Source organism: Rhodomicrobium udaipurense JA643, from assembly GCF_000636015.1.
GTDB lineage: Bacteria > Pseudomonadota > Alphaproteobacteria > Rhizobiales > Rhodomicrobiaceae > Rhodomicrobium > Rhodomicrobium udaipurense.
Map to the genome: position 1 here is coordinate 82,098 of NZ_JFZJ01000001.1, position 21,153 is coordinate 103,250.

The following is a 21,153-nucleotide window of genomic DNA, read 5'->3' on the forward strand; positions in this document are numbered from 1 at the left end:
CCGTCACGCCGATTGTCTTGTGTCTTCGACCGCAACCGGCGCGCAGAAGATGTAGCCGCCGCTGCGCACCGTCTTGATAAGTTCGGGCGTCTGCGGGTCGGCCTCGATCTTGCGGCGCAGCCTCGACACCTGCACGTCGATGCTGCGATCGAAGGGCGACGCCACACGGCCGCGCGCGAGGTCGAGAAGCTGGTCGCGCGTGAGAACGTGCTGCGGCCGTTCGAGGAAGGCGAGCAGCAGATCGTGCTCGCCCGCGGTCAGGTCCACGAGCGCGCCCTCGGGATTGCGCAGCGTCCGGCGCACCACGTCGAGCCGCCAGTTCTCGAAGACATAGGTGAGGCCCGCCACCCTCGTTTCGGACGCGGCGTCGCCGGTTCGCCTCAGCACGGCGCGGATGCGGGCGAGAAGCTCGCGCGGACTGAACGGCTTGCACACATAGTCGTCCGCGCCGATTTCGAGGCCGATGATGCGATCCGTCTCGCCCGACATGGCGGTGAGCAGTACGACCGGGATCTTGCTCGTCCCGCGAAGTCTGCGGCAGAGCGAAAGCCCGTCCTCGCCCGGCATCATAACGTCGAGCACGATCAGATCGAACCGCCCCGCCTCGACAGCGGCGAACATGGCAACGCCGTCGGCGACTTCCGTAACACGCATGCCGTTGTCGGTGAGAAAGCGCTTCAGGCTGGTCCTGATGCGCCTGTCGTCATCCACAACGAGAATATGAGGTGTCGAAGCCAAGGTAATCTCCCGCTTACCGGACTTGCGCACCTATAAAGGGGCAACGCTCGCCACGCCACCCTCTGCGTGTAAACGAGCGTTACATGCCGTCGTCTCGCGCCGATCCACTGCCGTACCGTCGCGGCGTAAGTCATATGTGGAGGCGTTCGCAGTATACCTCAGGTAATCACATCCGGCTGCGCGCGCCCGGTACGCTCGCGTATCCCGGCCAGTTCATCGGCCGTTGCGATCAGGTCCGCCAGCGCCTCCTGTGTCTCTTGCGCCAGGCGAGCGGGATCGGCTTCGTAGCGCTCGATGTACACACGCAGCGTCGAGCCCGTCGTGCCCGTCCCCGACAAGCGGTAGACGATCCGCGACCCGTCTTCGAAAACGATGCGCAGCCCCTGATTCTTCGAAACGCTGCCGTCCACCGGGTCCGTGTAGCTGAAGTTATCGGCCATCGCGACCCGGCGGCCGCCCACGGTGGTGCCGACGAGGCCGCTCAGCCGCGCCTCAAGCGCACTCATCAGCCCCTGCGCCGCTGACGTATCCACTCCCTCATAGTCGTGGCGAGTGTAATAATTGCGCCCGTATGTCGCCCAATGTTCCTTCGCGATTTCGGCCGCGCTCTGGCCACGCGCCGCCAGGATGCTCAGCCACAGCAGCACCGCCCAGATGCCGTCCTTCTCGCGCACATGGTTGCTGCCGGTGCCTGCGCTTTCCTCGCCGCAAATCGTGATGCGTCCCGCGTCGAGCAGGTTGCCGAAGAACTTCCAGCCGGTCGGTGTCTCGTAGCAGGGCACGCCGAGCTTGTCGGCGACGCGATCAACGGCGCCGCTCGTTGGCATCGAGCGAGCCACGCCCGCGATGCCGTTGCGATAAGCCGGCGCGAGATGGGCATTCGCCGCCAGCATCGCGAGCGAATCCGAGGGCGAGATGAAAATGCCGCGCCCGATGATGAGGTTGCGGTCGCCGTCGCCATCCGAAGCCGCGCCGAGATCGGGCGCGTCGGCGCTCATCATCAGATCGAGCAGTTCCTTGGCATGCACCAGATTCGGGTCTGGGTGATGGCCGCCGAAGTCGGGGAGCGGTGTGCCGTTGCGTACGGTTCCGGCGGGCGCGCCAAGCTCGCGCTCGAAGATGGCGTGGGCGTAGGGGCCGGTTACCGCGTGCATCGCATCGAACGCAAATGTCAGGCCCGATGCGAACTTTGCACGCAGAGCCGGAAAGTCGAAAAGCTCGCGCATCAGCTCAACGTAATCCGCGACGGGATCGATCACCTCGACCCGCGTATCGCCGAGGTGGTGGCTGCCGATCTGGTTCAGGTCGATATCGGGGGTGTCGAGCGTCAGGATTTCCTTGATCGCCAGCGTTTCGGCATAGATTGCGTCGGTGATCTTTTCCGGCGCGGGGCCGCCGTTCGCGGCGTTGAACTTGATGCCGAAGTCGCCGTCGGGTCCGCCGGGGTTGTGGCTGGCCGACAGGATCAGCCCGCCGAACGCCTTGTGCTTGCGAATGACGCACGAGGCAGCAGGCGTCGAAAGAATGCCGCCCGCGCCGACCAGCAAGCGCCCGACGCCGTTTGCCGCCGCGATGCGAATGACCGTCTGGATCGCTTCCGCGTTGAAATAGCGCCCGTCGCCGCCGACCACCAGCGTTACGTCGCCGAAGCCCTCGGGCGGCCGCACCGCGTTGAACACCGATTGAACGAAGTTCGCGAGGTAATGCCCTTGGGCAAACTCGGTCACCCTTTTGCGCAGCCCGCTCGTGCCGGGTTTCATGCCCTCGATCGGGGTGGTCGCGATACGCTGGATTTTCATGGGAGCTCCGCAGGCGTTGGTTGGAATTGGCATAACCCGCGCCGCCATCTTTTGCCAGCCGGGATCATGACGCGTGATGGGCGCCGGTGAAGCAAGGGGGATATTCCGCTTCCATCAATGTCCGGATTGCACGGGCGAACAGGTAATCATGTAACCGAGCGTTACACTTCGTCGCCTCGCGATCATCGAAATCGGCCTCGCGAACCGTAAGCTCCGGCTATCGAACAAGGAGTATATTCGATGGTTTGCTCACTCTCGCGGGGCGCGCTTGTTGCAGCGCTTCTGGTCCCGTGCATCGCATCTTCGGCTTCCGCGCAGACGCCGGATCGCCCGCCGCTTCCGAACCCGGCGTTCGCCGCTCAGCCTCCGTTGCCGGGCGGCTTCGGTGGACCGGGCGAAGCCGCCGGTCCGGGCGGACCTCGCGGCGACGCTCCGCCGTACTCCCGCGACGGCTTCCGCCATCCACCCCGGCCCCCGCTCGCGCAGGTGCTTTCCACGCTCGAAACCGAGATCGGCATCCGCGCGAACCAGATCGACGCCTGGCGCGATTTCACCGATGCGTTCCTCGCGGTCGCCCAGCCGCCGCAGCCGCCGAAACCTCCGGTTCCCGGTGACGCGCCTGAAAAGGCGAAGCCGTTTGAACTGGCGCTGCGCCTCGCCGAGTCCGCGAGCCAGCGCGCAAAGGCCGCCGAAGCGCTCGTCAAGTCCGTCGAGGCCCTTCGCGCCAAGCTCACGCCGGAGCAATTGACGAAGCTCGCCGATGCGGAAGCCCGGCTGCGCTTTCCGCCGCCCCCTCCGCCGCACGAGCATCGCTCGTGAGGAGATCGATCCTGGCGCGAATGAATGAATTTGATCGGCGATAGGATCAATAAAATCAATGGTATGGAGCGGCGCAGCACGTTTGTTGAACTGGCGCCGCTCCGGAGGAGGGAAGGCCGCCGCGCCTCCCTTTTCCCATCTCCTCCAACCTTGGATGTGGACCTTTTTCGAAGATGCAATTTTACCGGAACGAACGCCTCGGGCTATTTCTCGACGGGCCGAATCTGTTTGCAGCGGCGAGAACGCTCGGTTTCATGATCGATTACGGCTCGTTACTGCGGCTGTTCCGCAACTCGGGCCAACTCATTCGCGTAAACTACTATCTCCCGATCGCCGACGATTTCGCTACCTCGCCGCTGCGCGGCGTCTCGGACTGGCTTCAGTATAACGGCTACACCGTCATCACGAAGCCCGCGAAGGACTACGTGGATGCGAACGGCCGACGCAAGATCAAGAGCGGCATGGACATCGAACTTGCGGTCGACGCGTTGAGTCTCGCGAACTCGCTCGACCATATTGTGCTGTTTTCGGGCCTTGGCGATTTCTGCGGTCTCGTGTCGGCCTTGCAGCGGAAGGGGCGGCGTGTGACCGTCGTATCCACGATCCGCACGCAGCCGCCCATCGTCGCCGACGACCTTCGCCGCATGGCAGATCAGTTCATCGACCTCGCGGACCTTGCGCCCATGATTGGACGCGCGCCCGCAGCGTAGCCTTCACCAGTTGCTCGCTCAGCAGCAGTCCGACTCGGCGGTTTGCGCGCCGGAGTTCGCCTTCAGCGGCACGGGATAGGCGGCCGGCACCGAAGCAATCGCTCTCACGGCTTCGACGTAATCGGCGGGCAGCCCGTAGGCCTTCGCGCCTTCCACGACATAGGCGAGATATTCCGTGCTCGGCGGGCGCTCGTCGCGCAGCGCTGCCTTGCGATACATGACGGCGGTATGAACCGCCCCTTCCGCGTCGATGACTTCGACGGGATAGTGAAAGTAGGTGCCGGTGCCGTTGAGGCGAACGCCCTGAGCGGCGTCGAGTCGGTCTACGTCCAGCCCCGAAACCTTGTAGATCACGCCCCAAAGTGCCTGCCCCGGCGCGGGCAAGGCGGCTTCTTCGGCACCGTCCCAAACCTGCGTATAGCCGTGGAACGACAGCCTGTGGTCGGGCAGGCGCGCCAGCGTTACCGGCTCCGCGCGGATGCCGCGCTCGGCGAGCCAGGCGGGGTTCATGGCAGCGCCATAGATAAACGCGAGGACGGGCACTCTTCGCGGCGAGGGTTTGGCGTGCTTCGAGGAAGACGGGGGCCTTGCCGATAGAAGGGTTACGGACGATGTCATGTCATTCTCTCCTTTAGGCGCAGCCGGACAGGCTGGCAGGCGCGCGGCGGCGCGACGTATCGCAGTCGGGCCGCCTTGTGACGGTGGCCTTCACGCCATGGGCGGGCGGCTCAAGCGTGACGATGGCGGCGTCAAGGTCGAGTTCTGCCACGCGCTGCATGAACCAGCGCGGGACGTGATCGCAGATGATTTCGAGCGTTTCGAACGGCGTCTGCGACAGAATCGGGATCAGAGCCTGACGCGAGTTGAGAAGCGGGTTCTTCGACAGTTCTGCGGCGAGGTCGAAGCGGAAATGCCCGTCGCCGAGGTCTTCGGCCGGGATGAGCGGCTCGGCGGCAGTGACGGGCTGCAACTGCACGAGCTTCTTCCCTTTGGAACCGCATCCGCCAGTATTGCACCCCTCGTGCGCGCTCGCGCAGTTGGCAGCGGCTTCGGCCTTTGCGCGCTCGCCCTCCTCGACGGTCGGCAGCGCATCGAGCAGCGCCTCGCCCGACTTCCAGCTCGCGACGCCAAGCTCGGCGAAATAGGAATAGAAGAAGCCCCGCGCTTCGCTTGAGAGGATGACCTTGCATTCGCCGAACGATGTGACAGCCGTCTCAATGGTTTCGCGCACATCGGGCAGCGAGGCGTCCGCGCTCATCTCGAAGGGGATGTCGCCGATGGTGCGCCAACTCTTCGCTTCGCCCTCGTAGAGCCGGAACCGGCCCTTTTTGTAAAGGCTGGTCAGTTCGCCGTCGTCGTTGACATAAGCTGCGATCTTCATCTCTGGCCTCGTTCCCGGTCTCGTGGCACTTGCACGAGCGCTTCGGGCTTCAGTCGGTCGTCATGAATTCGAGAATGCCGCCCGGACCCTCCCGAGGAAGCGGAGGGTCCGGTGGCGTTCGCGCCGCTCCGAAGGAGGAAGAAGCCGGCGCGTGAGAGGAGGCGGGGCTGGCGCTACCAGACGTTCAGCACCCACTCCTTGTTCTTCTTGTTTTCCATGTCCTGGAACAGCGTGTTGGCCATCTGCTCGGCAAGCCACGCCGCGCCGTTGTAGCCGACGACGGGATAGCGATAGAGGCCCGCGCGGTCGTAGGTCGGGAAGCCGACGCGCACCATCGGGATGCCGTAGTCGATGGATATGAAGCGGCCCTTCGAGTGACCGAGGATGAGGTCGAGTTCGAGCCCCTTGTTCTTGATGCGGTCCTCAAGCTCCCAGAAGTCGGCGTTGGTCACGATTTCCATCTCGTGATCGACGTTCTCCTGAAGCGCCTTGATGCGCGGATCTTCGACATACTTCGAGTTGTCGTCGCCGAGCAGCAGAAGCTTCGGGCGCATTTCGAGGTCGAGGCAGAACTCGGCGAGGCCGATCACGAGGTCCGGCGCGCCGTAGATCGCGACCTTCTTTTCCGCGAGGAACATGTGGCTGATGTCGGCGATGGCGTCGAGCGCCACGCCGCGTTCGTGGACGAGCTTCTTCGGGATCGGCTTGCCCGTCACGTCTGACAATTGCTTCAGGAACGTGTCGGTGTTGCGGATGCCGATCGGCGTCGGTCCAATCACGGACGGCACCTTGTGCTTCTTCTTCAGGAAGTCGGCAGCCTTGCCGCCTTCATAGCGGTTCAACACGAAGGTAGCCTTGGCATTCGCCGTGTTGCGCAGGTCTTCGACCGTTGTATTGCCGTGATTGACGTTGTCCTTCGACGGCAGGAGCGGCGAGTCGAAGCTTTCGATCTCGAAGAGAACGTTCGCCTCGATCTCCATCTCCTTGAGGAGATGCTTCAGCTCCTTCACGTCGCCGGGATTCACCCAGCCCGTGATGAGGGTGATCTTCTCGGACGGCTCGCCTTTCTCCGCGAACTTCTTCACGAAGTCGCGCACGGCGAGGTCGTAGCCGGAGATCATGGAGCCGACGAAGCTCGGCTGATGCATCGCAAGCAGATGAACTTCGCGGCCTGCGAACTTCTCGGCCAGAAGCCCCTCTTCGAGTTTCGTGATGACGCCGTCCACGTCGTCGCCGATAACTTCGGTCGAGCAGGTGGTGATGATCGGCACCACCTTCACATGCGGATAGCGTGAGAGCAGCACGTCCACGGCTTCCTCGACGCGGTTCAGCGCGCCGAACACTGCGCCGTCTTCATGGAGCGACGACGAGGCGATTTCGAAGCTTTCCTTCAGATGCTGCGAGATAAGGAGCCGCACGAACATCACGCAGCCCTGGCCGCCGTGCACGATCCCGATGCAATCCTTCACGCCGATGGACGCGAACTGCGCGCCCGCCGGCTGGCAGGTGAAGATCGGGTTGACGACGCCGGCCCTTTCCTTCGGCACTACATGGCAAGTCATTATCTGTGGTCCTTTTCTAGTAGTGCTGAACGGTCAGTTCTTCGTTGAGCGAGCCGTCGATGGTGAGGAAGTCGAGGCGCTCATGGAGAGCCTTGATCAGCGCCTTGATCTCGTCGTGCGACAGTTCGTTGATCCAGGGGAAGCGCGCGCGATACTCGCGGGCGAGGAGCACGGCATCCACCCAGTAGCATTTGTCGTTCGCCGTCTCGTGCACGGGTGTCTCGCCGCACAGAAGCTGCGCCGTCTGCCCCAGAATGCCCGCGTTCTGCTTGCGGCGGTCCCAAGCGCGTGAGTTGAACTGCCAGAGACACTTCTTCATGATGTAGTTGAGAAGCTGCTCAACCCGATCTTTTGTCAGATCTTCCATTGTCCTTGTCTCTCTTTTACTCGGCCGCAACCGGAGCGGGTTCTTTCTTTGGGAAGACCGGGTAAGTCTTCGCGCGAAGGTCCGGGATTGGGTCCAGCTTGCCGTCGTATTGCTTGAGGATCGGATCGTTGACCACTTCCGGCGGCAGGGTCGCGTCGGAGAGCATCTTGCGGGTGAGGAAGCCATTGTCGGTCGGGATCTCGTCCTTCGAGATGTCGAGGTTCGACAACTGGTGCATCGGCGAGTAGATCGCGTTGTAGATGTCGCGCGCGAAACGCACCCAGCCCTCGTAACCCTTGTAGGGGCCGTTGTGATAGCCGTGCGCGTTGAGGTACGGAACGCCCGCCTTCTTCGCGACTTCGCCCGGACGCTTGCCGGTGAAGATGACGTCCGGCTTCAGCATCTCGATAGCTTCGAGACCTTCAAGCTCATTCGGGTCGTCGATGGCGAGCGCGCCCTCGGAGCAGCGCGAGATGCCCTTCTCCATGTCGCCCTGATGGCCGAACTTCGTGTAGACCGAGACAACCTTGAGGCCCATTTCCTCTTCGATGACGTGCGCCCAGTGCCAGAGCTTCGAGCCGCCCGGCCACAAGCAGACGCGCTTGCCCTTGAGGCGCTCCTTGTACCAGTCGAGCTGCGGCTTCCACTTCGCGGTTTCTTCCGCGATGATCGCTTCCGCGCGGTCTTCGATGCCGAAGAACAGGCCGATCTTGCGCAGCGAGCCGGAGAGCGGCTCGAAGCCGAAACCGTCGATGTCGAGGCGCGGGATGCCGTAGCGGGCGCGAAGCTCGTCGCAGATATATTCGGCGGAGCGGGCGCATTCGAGCACGTTCAGATGAGCGCGGTGCATCGCGCGCAGGCCGTCATAGCTGCCGTTGCCGGTGAAGGTCGACAGCACCTGGATGCCCATGCGATTGAAGAAGTCGAGCATCACTTCCTGGTCGCCCTGGATGTTATACTCGCCGACGTAGTTGATAACGTAGTCGCTCGTGATCTCCGGCTCGACGGTGCCGACCTTCTGATTGATCCACGCGATGTTGATCTTGTGGTGACCGCCCGACTGGGACGGACCGGCGAAGCCCGGCGAGTTGCAGACGAAGATGTCCACGTCGGGCCGCTCTTCCATCACTTCCTGCGCGATGGCGTCGATGTCGTCGCCGATCAGCGCGGTTGCGCAAGTTTGATAGATCGTCATGCGCTTTATTTCGGGGAACGCGTCGAAAGCTTCGTGGATGTTCTTCTTCAGAAGCGGCTCCGCGCCGAACACGATGTGCTTTTCCTTCACATCGGTCGCGAAGGTATATTTCAGCTGGAAGTTGTTGTTGTCGGAGATGTAGCGCTTCGTCTGCCACGTGTCGTAGGTGCAGCCGACGGGGCCGTGACTGATATGGATCACGTCCTTCATCGGCGTGCCGATCACGTGCTTTGCGCCGCAATAGGCGCAGCCGCGTTCGGAAATCGAACCCGGAATGGTGTTGAGATATCCCTTCGGCAGCGCATGGCTCAGGTCTTCGCCCGGGCCCTTGATGACCGCATGCTGCTTCCTTTCGGGGATGCACTTGCTGGCTTCAAATTCATGATACGGCATGGTTCGGTTCCGTCCGGTGTCTTGGGTCGCATTGGGTGTGGCCGAGCCGCTTGAGAGGGGGTGCCCGACCCGCGAGGCGGCATGAGCCGCCCGTGCCCTCCGGACGTGTCCGGATTGCCCGTATTCTCGCGATGTCGGTTCGTTCTCTTTCGCGGCTCGACCGCAAGAGCCCGTTTCGATCATGTTGCACTGCAATCTGATCGGATCCGGCTCCAGGACTTCAGTCGAGCAGGCCGTATTTCACGACCATTGCTTCCAGCTCATCCATGTTGAGCGGCTTCGGAATGACGAAGTCCTTGTTCTCAAGGATTTCCTTGCCAAGCTGCTTGTATTCCTGCGCCTGATTGGCCTCGGGATCGAATTCCGTCACCGTCTTCTTGTTGAATTCGGCCTTCTGCACGATGTTGTCGCGCGGAACGAAATGGATCATCTTCGTGCCGATGGCGGCGGTGAACTCGTTCAGGAACTCCTTTTCACCGTCGACCATGCGGCTGTTGCAGATGATGCCGCCGAGGCGTACGCCGGATTGCTTGGCGTACTTCACGAGGCCCTTCGCGATGTTGTTCGCCGCATAGATCGCCATCATCTCGCCGGAGGCGACGATGTAGACTTCCTGCGCCTTGCCATCGCGGATAGGCATCGCGAAGCCGCCGCACACCACGTCGCCGAGCACGTCGAAGAACACGAAGTCGAGGTCTTCGGTGTAGGCATCGTTTTCTTCCATCAGGTCGATGGCGGTGATGACGCCGCGGCCTGCGCAACCAACTCCCGGCTCCGGACCGCCCGATTCCACGCAGCGGATTTCCTTGAACCCGGTCTTCACGACCTTATCGAGCGTGACCTTCTCCGCGCCGTGAATGCGCAGCGTATCCATCACGGTTTCCTGCATCTGGCCGCCAAGGATGAGACGCGTCGAGTCTGCCTTGGGGTCGCAGCCGTGGATGAAGATGTGCTTGTCATGGAAAAAGGCGAGCGCGGCCGCGGTGTTCTGCGTCGTGGTAGATTTACCGATGCCGCCCTTGCCATAAATGGCAACCTTGCGAGTCATAAAGGGGTGCTCCTGAGAGTGATCTTGCGTTGGCGGCCATCTTGCCGCCTTCACACCCCTATAAGAGCAACCCGCGTGCCAATTCTGGCGATGCGGGCGAAAAAATAAGAATGACATCAAAAATAGTTCAAACTTCGCCTGAAGTGCTGTTTATACTAACAATAATAACAGAAATGAAAAAATAGAGTCCCTTTTTACATTTGTGAAACTTCTTGAGGCATCGCCTTTCGGCTTCCTTCGGGCTCCGCAAAGCCCTAACGGTAAATCTCGCCCGGCTTTCGACCAAAATTGTAAATTCCCCTATCGGTCAAGTTTGGGGCACGGTTTCACGAACGTCCGAGGGTGCTTAAAAAAGCCGAGCATGCGATGGGCTTCGTCCGGGCGACAAAATCCGCAAGCGGCCTATGCGCCTTTCGCTGCCACCATGGGGCGATCGGGAATTTCGATGGTGGGGTGTGCGCTCGCCTGAGCTTTGCGTCAGCGACGTTTTGTCGGCTTTGCGATGCACCGGAACGTGGCGCGCTGGATGGGCATGCGCCGAAGGGCGGTGCTATAGAACGGCCGCCATTTTTCACTCTCAACAATGAGAGGGCGGTTTTGATTCCATCAAAGCGATAACGCTTAACGTATGCCCGCGTTCACCTTGTCGGAGCGCTCGCTCCCGCTTCCACTCTGCGGCTTGTACGCGCCCGATCGGAAGTTCTTGTAATTGATGCCGTATTTCTCCATCCGTACGCCAAGCATCCGGCGCGTGAGCCCAAGCTCCTGCGCGGCCGTGCCAATGTTACCGTTGGAGCTTTTCAGCGCCTCGACGATCATCTCGTATTCGACCGCGCGCACCTTTTCTTCAAGGCCCACGCCGAAGCCCGTGCCGCTTTCCTTTGGCGTTTGCAGCGAGGGCGGCAAATTGTAGGCGTGTATCACCTCGTCGTCGGAGAGGATGACCGCGCGCTCAATGACATTTTCCAGTTCGCGCACATTTCCGGGCCAATGATACGCCATCAGCATATTCAGCGCGGGCGTTGAGATACGCTTCACGCTGCGCCCGTTGGCCTCGCAGGACTTCGCGACGAAATAATCGGCGAGCAGGATCACGTCCGAGCCGCGCTCGCGCAGCGGCGGCACGGTGATCGGCACCACGTTGAGCCGATAGAACAGGTCTTCGCGGAACAGGCCGTTTTCCACCATGTCGGGTAGATTGCGGTTCGTTGCGGCGATGATGCGCAGATCGACCTTGATGGATTTGCCGCTGCCGACGCGCTCGACGGTGCGATCCTGAAGCACGCGCAAGAGTTTCGCCTGCACGGTGAGACTCAACTCGCCGACCTCGTCGAGGAAGATTGTGCCGCCGTCCGCCTGCTCGAAGCTGCCTTTGTGCGTCTGAAGCGCGCCGGTGAACGAGCCCTTCTCGTGGCCGAACAACTCGCTCTCGGCGAGCGCTTCGGGGATCGCGGCGCAGTTGAATTTCACGAACGGGCCGTCGGCGCTTGCGCTGTTATAGTGGATCGCGTTTGCCACCAACTCCTTGCCGACACCGCTTTCGCCGAGGATCAAGATTGTCGCGCGCGTCGAGGCGACCTTGCCGATGAGGTTGTAGACCTCCTCCACCATCGGTTTGGAATTGCCGATGATGTTCTTCGGCTTGTAGCGCTCCTTCAGCGCGTTCTTGAGGCGGCGATTCTCGTTTTCGAGCCGCACCTTGTCGTTGTTCGCGATGAGATATAGCTCAACGGCCGGCGCGATCATGAGCGCGATGGCCGCGAGAAATTCCGCATCCTGCTTGAAAAGATGCGGGTTGAGATAGACGCGTTCCGCGCCGATGGCTCCGAGAACGCGCTGTCCGAGCAGGATCGGCACGCAGAAAAATGTCGCCTTCGGGTGTTTGCGGTCCTCGTGCGCCTTCGTGCGGTCGAGGAAATCGGTGCTGTCGTGCAGGCGCGGCACGACGATGAGCTTGCCGCTTTCCACCACCTTGCCGGTGACGCCTTCGCCAAGCGAATAGATGCCGCGCTGCTTCTGCTCATCGGTGAGGCCAAAGCTGTCGTGGATGAAGATCGTCTCGGACTGGCGGTCGTAAAGCGTGATCGCGCCGCGATGCATGCGCAGCGTCTCGCGCATGACGTCGAGGATGATGCGCAGCGGCTCGGTCAGATCCTGCGCGGAAGAAATCGCGCGGTTCAGCCTGTAAAGGATCGGCAAGACGTTCGCGCGGCACTCGCCGGTGAAGCAATGCGTGAAGTCATCGACGGGCGAACCCATGTCGAGGTCGAGTACTAGAGTGTCGTCCATTTATCCTGCCTTCAAAGCTCCTGCGATCACGGCCGACCCGCCAAGGCGGCATTCCCGGGGGCCGGCCGATTCCGTCGAGCTGAGCCACGTGTCGCCGCGTGTTGAAGACGCGGACTGCTCGGTGACGCAGGCATGCAAACTATACGCCAAGCTATATATATAAGGGAATAGCTTTATTCGCTCCAAATCCAATTTTCAGCGCCTGTCGAAAAAACGACGGGTTACGCGTTCGTGGGGGAGATCAGCGCCATCAGATTGTCGTCAAGCCGACGCGCGGCTTCGTTGAAGGCTGGCAGCCGCGCCTCCGTCTCGCCTTCCAGCGCCGCCGCGCCATCCTTGCCGAGTGCTTTTTCGAGGCTCGCGGCGTATTCCGGGATGTCGCGCCATTCGGGCACCGTGTCGGGCGTGATCTCGACATGGTACTGGAAACCGTAGGCGTGGCGGCCGACGCGGATCGCCTGCGTGGTGCATGCTGCGTTGGACGCGAGCACGACGCCGCCCTCGGGAAGACGCTTCACTTCCGAGCCGTGCCACTGAAAGATTTCCGCGCGAGGCGGGAAGCCCCGAAAGATCGGATCGGCAACGCCCGCTTTGGTCAGGTCGACATGCGTGAAGCCCACCTCAGGCGCGTCCATCGGGCCGACCTCGCCGCCAAGCGCCGCGGCCAGAAGCTGATGCCCAAGACAGATGCCGAGATACGGGCGGCCAAGCTCGACCACCCAACGGCGGATCGCGCGCTTTTCGTCCGCGAGCCAGGGTAATTCGTCTTCCTGCCACACATCCATCGGGCCGCCCATGGCAACGAGCAGGTCGAACTCTTCGAGGTCGGGGATCTCGTCCCCTTCGTCGAGTTCGACCGCCAGCACCTCATGGCCCGCGTCGAGCCAGAAATCGAGGAAGACGCCGGGATGTTCAACCGCGAGATGCTGGAAAACGAGAATGCGCATGTGAACCCCCGAAGCGTTTTCGCGCGAAACGGAGCCCGCCTCGCGCGATGAAAAACATGTCAGAAAGATAGTAGCAATCTAGCCGATCTTGAAGTCCTTCACACCGGCCGGCATTTCCACGCCCGGCAGATTGCGCGGGTCGGGGATCGGTTCGCCGACATCGAAGCGGATCGGGATCGTACCCGCCCATGCCGGAAAATCATAGTCGGCGTCATTGTCTTCGGGATGACCGGTGCGCACCTTCGCGGACGCCTCGTCGAGCGAAAGCGACAGGATCGTGGTTGCGTTCATCTCGGCCTCGGTGACGGGGCGCAGACGATCCCATTGGCCCGCGACATAGCCATCGACCATGCGCTTCAACTGCCGCTCCTTCTCCGCGCGGTCGGTAACTTGCTCGGCCTTGCCCAACACCATCACGGAGCGATGATTGACATTGAAGTTAAAAGCGGCGCGCGCCATGACAAATCCGTCGAGAATCGAGACGCAAAGACAGACCTCCGCGCTCGTCGAAGCCTTCATCGCGCGCCCCGCCGCTGCGCCGTGCCAGTAGATGCGGTCGCCCTCGCGCCATTGCATCGTCGGCGTCACGATAGGCTTGCCGTCGTGGATAAACGCCACGTGGCAGAGCGGCTGCGCGTCGAGGATGGCGTGGATCGTGTCCTTGTCGTATTTCGCGAGCCAGCGATAGCGGTTGACGGTCGTGCGCGCGCTCGGGGGAGTGCTGTTCGGGGCTTCGGCCTCGGTCATGATCGGGAACCTTTCTTGTATTACTCTATATATAAGTTCCGTTAGCAAGATCGAGGCCAGGCTTCAGCTTGTGCTCTGGCGCATGCGTTTGGTGCGCCTTGCTCACGCCGCCCGAGCAAACGCCTGCGCCTCAAATCACTGCGCTTGGCAGGCGCGCCCAACGTGGCGGATCAGCGCGACCGCATCCGCCGGGGGCTTTTTCTCGACGCGCCGATATTCGCGGCAGTCCGGCGTCCGGGTCACAAGACCTGTGTCGACCATCTCCCGCCTGAGCAGCGCGTGATCGCCGAACAGGTGATTTGCGTTGAGAAGGTCGTTGACCTCGCGCTCGTGGAGAACCAGACCTGCCGGCCACCGCGACCACATCACCCAAAGGCAGAGATCGCGGTGGCTTGCCTTGGAGGGCCAGCGGATGAAGCGCCCGGCGGCATCGAAATACCGCGCGAGGCGCTCGACGCGAACGAAATCCACCGGCTCCGGCGCAGTAGGCGTGCGTTCGAGCTTGGCTTCTGCCTCTTGTTGCGCCCGGAAATGCTGAAAGTTGCGAAATCCTGCTCCCCGCGCGAGCATGTTGAGCAATTGCACGTGGCCGGGCTTTTCTGGCGTGGTTTCAAGCTCGCGGCCGAGTGAACGGGCGAGTGCCGAAATATCGGTGGCGGCGTAGGGAAATACGGTTCTGGACATGGCTCATCCTCATGGCGCCAAACCGCTTGGAGAACGGGTCGCGGGTCGCTCTTGACGACTGGCACCGAGGGTGTCCCGTCGAAGGATAATGAGGGCAGGTTTAGCTTCCCACAGGGGAACAGCGACGCCTCGGTGAACTGCCGACCGCCGCGAAGGATAATGCCAACGCTCTATTCGCGCAAGATCGAACGCGAAGCTTCCGCTGCGGTGCGCTGCCCGTTACCGCAGCAGATCGTTCAGCGCGTCGGCGGGGATGGCCTTTTCGAGGTTGTTGAACTGGCCGAAGGCGAAGATTTCCTCGGCCTTGAGGCGCAGATTGCCGAGCAGCGAGCGCATCAGCGCGGTGCCGAGCGCGACAGACGACGCGCCTGCCGCGTTCAACGCCTTGAGATCCGGCGCGGGTGTCAGCCCGACGGTGATCTGGAGCGGGCCGTCCACATGCGCGGAAAGCCGCTCGATAATCTGGATATGCTGCACGCCGGGCACGGCGATGCAGTCCGCGCCCGCCGCGAAATAAGCTTCTGCGCGCTCGACGGCGGTTTCGAACGGCGAATACGGCGGCGGTTCGAGCAGGAACGCCTCGGTGCGGGCCGTCACAACGGCTGGAACGCGGGTTTCGAGCGCGGCCGCCTTCGCAGCCTTGATGGCCGCTGTCATGTCGTGCATCGAGGCCATGCCGTGCTGGCCGCCGCGTCCGCCGTCGCCGATGGTCACGCCCACGCACCCGGCCGAGATTACGGCGCCGACCGCGCGGCCGATCTCTTCCATGGACCGGCCGATAACGCCTTCGAGGTCCGCGTTGACGGGTACGGAGAAATTCATGGCGACGCTCTTCGCAGTCTCGACGAGCGTATCGAGCGGCACGCGGTCGCTCGGCAGCAGCCCGCACGACCACGCGACGGAAACGGGCGATATGCCGACGATATCAAAGCCGGCGTCGCCGATCACGCGCGCGGAAATGACGTCCCAGACCTCGGGCAGGATGAACGCCTCGCGCGCCTGCAAGCGCTTGCGGAAGCGGCGAACCTTTTCCTTTTGATCCCTGAGGGCGTTTTCGTCGATGCCTGCTGCGTGATCGGAATCTGCGACATGGCTTGAAATCATATCACACACTGCCCCTGCCCATTGGTCCGCGTCATGCGAGGCGACGCCAGATAAGAGTGTTTTTGGGTTAAATGTCCTTCGCCGATCCCGCAAGCAAAATGCGGCCTTGCAATGGCGCGTCCCATGCCGTCCACACGCGCTTTCCGCCCGGCGTGCAACCTTGGATCGCTTGCTCTTTTTGGCTCGGGTGCGGGCGATGTTGGAACCTCCGAAAGCGACGCCATATCTACCGGCGGACCTGCCTTCAGACCGGACTTGTATCATGTTGCCAGCCTCGTCACGCCGAACCGCCGCCGCCCGCGCCGCCATGGCGCTCGTCGTTCTCGCCGCGCCGCTGGGGCTGGCCGTTTCACGCGCAGCCGACGAGCGCTCCGATGCTGCGACCGCTGGCGCGCAAGCGGTGGAACCCGACACGCGCGGGCTTCAGTCGGACGCGCTGCTTTCTGCCATCGACCGCATCCTGAAGCGCGCGGCGGCCGAGCGCGAGGCGGCGAAGACGCTGCCGAACCGTGACAAGTTCCTTTTCGAGCCGGTCTTCACCGAAACGCGGCAGGACCGGGAGAAATCCGTTCGCGCGCTGCTCGACGGCGCGCTCTCGATCGTCACAGACGCGCCCGTTCTGAAGTTTCAGGAGGACATCGCCCGCCAGCGCGAGAAGATCGCTGCGAACCGCGACCGCATCGCATCCTTGCGCGAGCGCAGGCTCGACGCGCCGCAGGGCGGTGTCTTGCCGGGTATCCTCACCGAAACGAAGGATTCCATCGACGGGGCCATCGCCGCGCTTCAGGACGACATTAAGGAGCGCGAGTCCGACATCCTCCGCGTCAAGCAGGAGATCGGCAAGGCGCTCGATGTGGCGGGGATTCCGCTCAGTCAGGATCAACTCGACCTGTTGCTCGACAGCGTGCTCGGCGGCGACCTTCTCAGGCTGATGACCGCGTATGAGGTTGCGAAAATCGCCGACCGCAAGCTTGCGGCGCTCGTGGTGCAGTCGAATGACGACCTGAAGGCCGCGCGGCGCTATTTCGCGATGCACGCGGCGCTGTTCGCGCTTCTCGTGCAGGCTCAGGAGTTGCTGATCGAAAAAATCGACAAGGTGTATATGGCGCGGCTCGACGGCATCATCGGCGACATCGCGAGGACGGGTGCGAAGACGCGGGATCTGATGGAGTCGGCCACGCGCGACGATCAGCGCCGCACGCTCGAAGCGAACGCCAAGGCGCAGGAACTCTCACGAAAAGTGTCGGGCTTCTATCGCGACTATCTCGCTACACAGCGGCGACTTCTATGGCAGACCCGTGAAAAAACCCTGTTCGATCTGAATGTTGCCGACAATACCTACGAAACTGTTGAAGCGAGCTTTCAGTTGAAAGCGCTAATGGACGAAGCAAAAACGTCGTTCGATTCTTTGCAGAAGCTTGACGCTCCCGGTTTCGAGCAGATTTTCCGCAATGAAAATTTAAGGCGGGAATTCGAAACTCTGACCCGCAAGCTCTCGCCGGCATCGTGATGGCGGGAGCTGTCTCCCCGAATCAACAGGGCGGGGAAAATCCGACTGCATCGCGGCCTTTGCGCTTCGTCGAGCATGCGGTTCCGATCTATAGTTTTGGCGTCTAGCGGGACGATGGGTATTTCGAGATGCGGTTCGTACTAAGTCTGATTTTGGCAGGGGGCGTCTTTTCGGGCGCGCTCGCAAGCGACAATGACTGCGCGTACGACCCGAAAACCTCCGCGATGTCGCGCATCATCGCCGCCGACTCAACGCACGGCGCGCTTTACGGCACGGCGCTGAACGCACAGTCGAACCGCTCCTATTCGCGCACGCTCAACCTGCGTGATCGAGAAGTTGTTCTGACCTTCGACGACGGCCCGCTGGGTACGAACACGCGCACCGTGCTCGACACGCTCGACAAGCATTGCGTGAAGGCCACGTTCTTCTCCGTGGGGCGCATGGCGCTCGCCGATCCGAAGCTGCTCAAGGAATACGACCGGCGCGGCCACACCATCGGCACGCACACATTTTCGCATCCGTTCGCCATGGACCGCATGCCGCCGCAGGACGCCATAGCCGAGATCGAAAAGGGCTTCGCGGCGGTGAGCCATGCGCTTGGCAAGCCCATCGCGCCGTTCTTCCGTTTCCCCGGCCTTCGCGATTCACCAGAGACCGTCGCCTATCTCGCCAGCCGCAACATCAGCACGTGGTCGGTCGATGTGATCTCCGGCGACACGGACCCCGGCGCGAATGCCGCCAAGGTAACGAAGGACGTGCTGGCGCGCGTTCGCGGGGCAGGCAAGGGCATCATTCTCTTCCACGACATCAAGAAGCCCACGGCGGAGGCGCTGGACGGGATCATCACCGCGCTCAAGAAAGACGGCTACAAGTTCGTGCACGTCGTTTCCAACACGAACTACAAGCCGAATCCCGAGATGGTGGCGAAAACCGACGCGTTCCGCACACCTCCTGAGATGGCGACCGTAACCGGCCGGTGGACGGCGTCCGCGGCGACGGTCGGACGCCCCGAGATCAAGGCGGGCAGCGTCGACGTGATGCGGACCGAGTGGGTCGAGTTGAAGCTCGCGAACGAGCAGCTTACCGGCAACGCGCGCTCCGAGACGGCCAACGTAGGCGGCGGCAACGGCCAGACGGCTAGCGGCTACGTGGCTACCAGCTCGGGTGGTGGCGGCAGCGGCCAGACCGGCGGTGCCTATATGGCCAACAGTTGGCTCGTGACGGGCCAAATCCAGTAACGACGCGTGGCGAACGCCAGCGCCTGTTCGATCGGTCGCCGCACGGGAGCGAGGCGTTCCTAAGCGGCGTACGGCGACTTGCCCTCATGCGTGCTGCGATGCGCGGTATGGCTGTTGGCGGCAACGCGAGCCCGACGGCATAGCGCAAAGCCCGCGTGCGAGCGTGAAGGAAGGGGACAGCGCTCAATCGCAGCTTGTTGTGGCCTTTCGCGATCCGCTATGTTTGCTCCCTCAAAGGGGTGGCGAGCAGGCATGAGACAGGACGAAGCACTTCAAATCCTCAAATCGGGGGCGAGCGCCTTCCTCACCGGCGAGCCGGGCAGCGGGAAGAGCTACATTGCATCGCGCTTTGTCGGCTATCTGCGCCGCGAGGGCATCGCCGTCAGCGTGACCGCCTCGACCGGCATCGCGGCCGCGCAACTCGGCGGCATGACGGTGCACGCGTGGAGCGGCATCGGCACGCGCTCGACGCTGTCGCGCTCCGACCTCGATTTCATCGCGCGCAACCGCCGCGTCACCGACCGCATCAAGAAGACGCGCGTGCTCATCATCGACGAGGTGTCGATGCTGTCCGGGCAGACGCTCACCGCCGTCAGCCAGGTCTGCCAGTATGTGCGCAAGTCGCCCGCGCCTTTCGGCGGTATCCAGACGGTGTTCGTCGGCGATTTCTTCCAGCTTCCGCCGGTGGTGCGCCGAGACGAGCATCCGGGCGCCGAGACGGAAAGCCAGGACGAGGCGGACGCATCGCCCTTCGCCTATGCGAGCCGCGCGTGGCGGGACCTCGATCCCGCGATCTGCTACCTCACCGAGCAGCATCGCCAGACCGACCGCGAGTTCTCCGAGCTTCTCGGCGCGATCCGCTCGAACGCCTGCCGCCGTGAGCATCTCGAAATCCTCGGCAGCCGCAAGCCGACGCGCGAAACGCTGCCGCACGGCATCACGCGGCTCTACACCCACAACATGGACGTGGACCGCATCAACTACGCCGAACTCATGAAGCTGCCCGGCGAGCCGAACGTCTTCCTCATGAGCACGATGGGCGACAAGGTGCTGTCCGAGGGGCTGAAGCGCGGCTGTCTTTCGCCGGAAGAACTGGCGCTGAAGCTTGGTGCGGTGGTGATGTTCACCAAGAACGACCCCGAAGGCCGCTTCGTGAACGGCACGCTCGGCGTCGTCTGCAACTTCGACCGCGACGGCGGCTGGCCGGTGGTCGAAACGAAGAGCGGCTTTACGGTCACGGCGAAGCCCGCCGAATGGAAGGTGCAGGAAGACGACGCCGTGAAGGCGGGCATCGAGCAGGTGCCGCTGCGCCTTGCCTGGGCGATCACCGTGCACAAAAGTCAGGGCATGTCGCTCGACGCGGCGCTGATGGATCTGTCGAATGCGTTTGAATACGGGCAGGGCTATGTTGCGCTGTCGCGGGTTCGCGCGCTCGGCGGCCTGCATCTCCTCGGCTGGAACGAGCGCGCGTTGCGTGTGCATCCGGAAGCGCTGGCGAAGGACGCCGATTTCCGCGAGGCTTCGGAGGGCGAATCCGACCGGCTCGCCGCGCAAGGGGCGGAGGCGATCGAGGCGCTGCGCGTTTCGAACCTGCGTGACATGAAGGGGCTGCCCGCCGGTCCGGCCGCAGCGCCGCACACTGCAACCGCCGCCCAGCCCGCACCCACCGCAGACGCGGATCATGGCCGCATCGCGAACGCCTACAAGAAATGGAGCGAGGAGGAAGAGGCCGACGTGTCGACTCGCTACAAGCGCGGCGAGAGCGTCAAGGCCATCGCCGCCGCTGTCGGCCGTCAGGAAGGCGGCATCCGCGCGCGGCTCGTGAAGCTCGGCCTCATCATGAAATAGCGGCGCCGCCCGCGAAAGATGACAGGGCGAACGAATTCTGCTTTCTAAGCTCTCGAAGAAGAACACCGGCCCGCGTTTTCCTCCCCACCGAAGACCTCATGCAACCCATCATCGCCGTCTCGAACGTCAGCAAAACCTACGCCTCGGGCCTCGTCGCGCTCAAGGGCGTGAGCCTCGACATCGCGCCGGGCGAGATTTTCGCGCTGCTCGGGCCGAACGGCGCTGGCAAGACGACGCTGATCAGCATCATCTGCGGCATCGTCAACGCGAGCGGCGGCACGGTCACGGTTGGCGGCCACGACAACGTGACGGATTATCGCGCGGCGCGCTCGCTGATCGGGCTTGTGCCGCAGGAACTCGCGACCGACACGTTCGAGCAGGTGTGGGCAACGGTTTCGTTCAGCCGCGGTCTTTTCGGCAAGGCGCCGAACCCCGCGTTCATCGATCAGGTGCTGAAGGATCTCTCGCTCTACGATCGCCGTTACAGCAAGATCATGACGCTCTCGGGCGGCATGAAGCGCCGCGTGATGATCGCGAAGGCGCTCGCGCACGAGCCGCAAATCCTGTTCCTCGACGAACCGACTGCGGGCGTCGACGTCGAACTGCGCCGCAGCATGTGGGAGCTGATCCGCAAGCTGCGCGAGGCGGGCGTGACCATCATCCTCACCACGCACTACATCGAGGAAGCCGAGGAGATGGCGGACCGCATCGGCGTCATCAACAAGGGCGAGATCGTGCTCGTCGAGGAAAAGGTGGAACTGATCCGCAAGCTCG

The 21,153-nt window shown here is 62.7% G+C and carries 19 protein-coding genes; 6 read left to right on the forward strand and 13 right to left on the reverse strand.

What is annotated here, in order from left to right:
• Positions 1-3: 3 nt before the first annotated feature.
• Together T281_RS00350 and T281_RS00355 are read right to left on the reverse strand one after the other, a co-directional pair.
• Positions 4-738, reverse strand: a complete 735-nt coding sequence (locus tag T281_RS00350; RefSeq protein WP_013419050.1) for a response regulator — start codon at positions 736-738, stop codon at positions 4-6.
• A 158-nt stretch (positions 739-896) separates the two neighbouring features.
• Positions 897-2,537 (reverse strand): alpha-D-glucose phosphate-specific phosphoglucomutase, encoded by a 1,641-nt coding sequence (locus T281_RS00355; RefSeq protein ID WP_037232426.1) that lies wholly within the window; start codon positions 2,535-2,537, stop codon positions 897-899.
• 240 nt (positions 2,538-2,777) lie between these two features.
• On the opposite strand from T281_RS00355, the gene T281_RS17240 reads away from it, so the two are divergent.
• Positions 2,778-3,356, forward strand: coding sequence for a Spy/CpxP family protein refolding chaperone (locus tag T281_RS17240; protein WP_052036859.1), 579 nt, complete (start codon positions 2,778-2,780; stop codon positions 3,354-3,356).
• Between the two features lie 173 nt (positions 3,357-3,529).
• On the forward strand, positions 3,530-4,066 hold the full coding sequence (locus tag T281_RS00365) for a LabA-like NYN domain-containing protein (protein WP_037232429.1): 537 nt from the start codon (positions 3,530-3,532) through the stop codon (positions 4,064-4,066).
• Positions 4,067-4,084: 18 nt separating this feature from the next.
• Here the strand turns inward: T281_RS00365 and T281_RS00370 are convergent, their stop codons facing one another.
• The 11 genes from T281_RS00370 to T281_RS17245 form a co-directional block, all read right to left on the reverse strand.
• The gene (locus T281_RS00370) at positions 4,085-4,684 is read right to left on the reverse strand and encodes a gamma-glutamylcyclotransferase family protein (RefSeq protein WP_037232432.1); all 600 of its coding nucleotides are present in this window, start codon (positions 4,682-4,684) and stop codon (positions 4,085-4,087) included.
• Between the two features lie 13 nt (positions 4,685-4,697).
• Complete coding sequence (gene anfO, locus T281_RS00375) at positions 4,698-5,447, reverse strand: Fe-only nitrogenase accessory protein AnfO (protein ID WP_052036860.1); 750 nt, start codon at positions 5,445-5,447, stop codon at positions 4,698-4,700.
• A 173-nt stretch (positions 5,448-5,620) separates the two neighbouring features.
• A complete protein-coding gene (anfK, locus tag T281_RS00380; protein WP_037232434.1) occupies positions 5,621-7,009 on the reverse strand; it encodes a Fe-only nitrogenase subunit beta in 1,389 nt (462 codons plus the stop codon).
• Positions 7,010-7,025: 16 nt separating this feature from the next.
• The gene (gene anfG, locus T281_RS00385) at positions 7,026-7,376 is read right to left on the reverse strand and encodes a Fe-only nitrogenase subunit delta (RefSeq protein WP_037232436.1); all 351 of its coding nucleotides are present in this window, start codon (positions 7,374-7,376) and stop codon (positions 7,026-7,028) included.
• Between the two features lie 16 nt (positions 7,377-7,392).
• Positions 7,393-8,964, reverse strand: a complete 1,572-nt coding sequence (gene anfD, locus T281_RS00390) for a nitrogenase iron-iron protein, alpha chain (protein ID WP_037232438.1) — start codon at positions 8,962-8,964, stop codon at positions 7,393-7,395.
• 220 nt (positions 8,965-9,184) lie between these two features.
• Positions 9,185-10,012: a nitrogenase iron protein gene (nifH, locus tag T281_RS00395; RefSeq protein ID WP_037232440.1), complete on the reverse strand. Its 828-nt coding sequence runs from the start codon at positions 10,010-10,012 to the stop codon at positions 9,185-9,187.
• 621 nt (positions 10,013-10,633) lie between these two features.
• A complete protein-coding gene (locus T281_RS00400; protein WP_037232443.1) occupies positions 10,634-12,301 on the reverse strand; it encodes a sigma-54-dependent Fis family transcriptional regulator in 1,668 nt (555 codons plus the stop codon).
• Positions 12,302-12,522: 221 nt separating this feature from the next.
• Positions 12,523-13,248 (reverse strand): type 1 glutamine amidotransferase, encoded by a 726-nt coding sequence (locus T281_RS00405; protein WP_037232446.1) that lies wholly within the window; start codon positions 13,246-13,248, stop codon positions 12,523-12,525.
• A 78-nt stretch (positions 13,249-13,326) separates the two neighbouring features.
• A complete protein-coding gene (locus T281_RS00410) occupies positions 13,327-13,995 on the reverse strand; it encodes a pyridoxamine 5'-phosphate oxidase family protein (protein ID WP_037232449.1) in 669 nt (222 codons plus the stop codon).
• A gap of 135 nt (positions 13,996-14,130) precedes the next feature.
• Positions 14,131-14,679: a DUF2087 domain-containing protein gene (locus T281_RS00415; protein WP_037232451.1), complete on the reverse strand. Its 549-nt coding sequence runs from the start codon at positions 14,677-14,679 to the stop codon at positions 14,131-14,133.
• 219 nt (positions 14,680-14,898) lie between these two features.
• Positions 14,899-15,783 carry an isocitrate lyase/PEP mutase family protein gene (locus T281_RS17245; protein ID WP_052036861.1) on the reverse strand — a complete coding sequence of 295 codons (885 nt, stop codon included), beginning with the start codon at positions 15,781-15,783 and terminating at the stop codon, positions 14,899-14,901.
• A 262-nt stretch (positions 15,784-16,045) separates the two neighbouring features.
• Between T281_RS17245 and T281_RS00430 the strand changes: the two genes are divergently transcribed.
• The 4 genes from T281_RS00430 to T281_RS00445 all read left to right on the forward strand — a co-directional run.
• A complete protein-coding gene (locus tag T281_RS00430) occupies positions 16,046-17,293 on the forward strand; it encodes a hypothetical protein (protein ID WP_037232459.1) in 1,248 nt (415 codons plus the stop codon).
• 224 nt (positions 17,294-17,517) lie between these two features.
• The gene (locus T281_RS17250; protein ID WP_162173085.1) at positions 17,518-18,531 is read left to right on the forward strand and encodes a polysaccharide deacetylase family protein; all 1,014 of its coding nucleotides are present in this window, start codon (positions 17,518-17,520) and stop codon (positions 18,529-18,531) included.
• 252 nt (positions 18,532-18,783) lie between these two features.
• Positions 18,784-20,379, forward strand: a complete 1,596-nt coding sequence (locus T281_RS00440; protein WP_037232462.1) for an ATP-dependent DNA helicase — start codon at positions 18,784-18,786, stop codon at positions 20,377-20,379.
• Positions 20,380-20,477: 98 nt separating this feature from the next.
• On the forward strand, positions 20,478-21,153 hold a 676-nt coding region (locus T281_RS00445; RefSeq protein ID WP_037232465.1), incomplete at its 3' end, for an ABC transporter ATP-binding protein.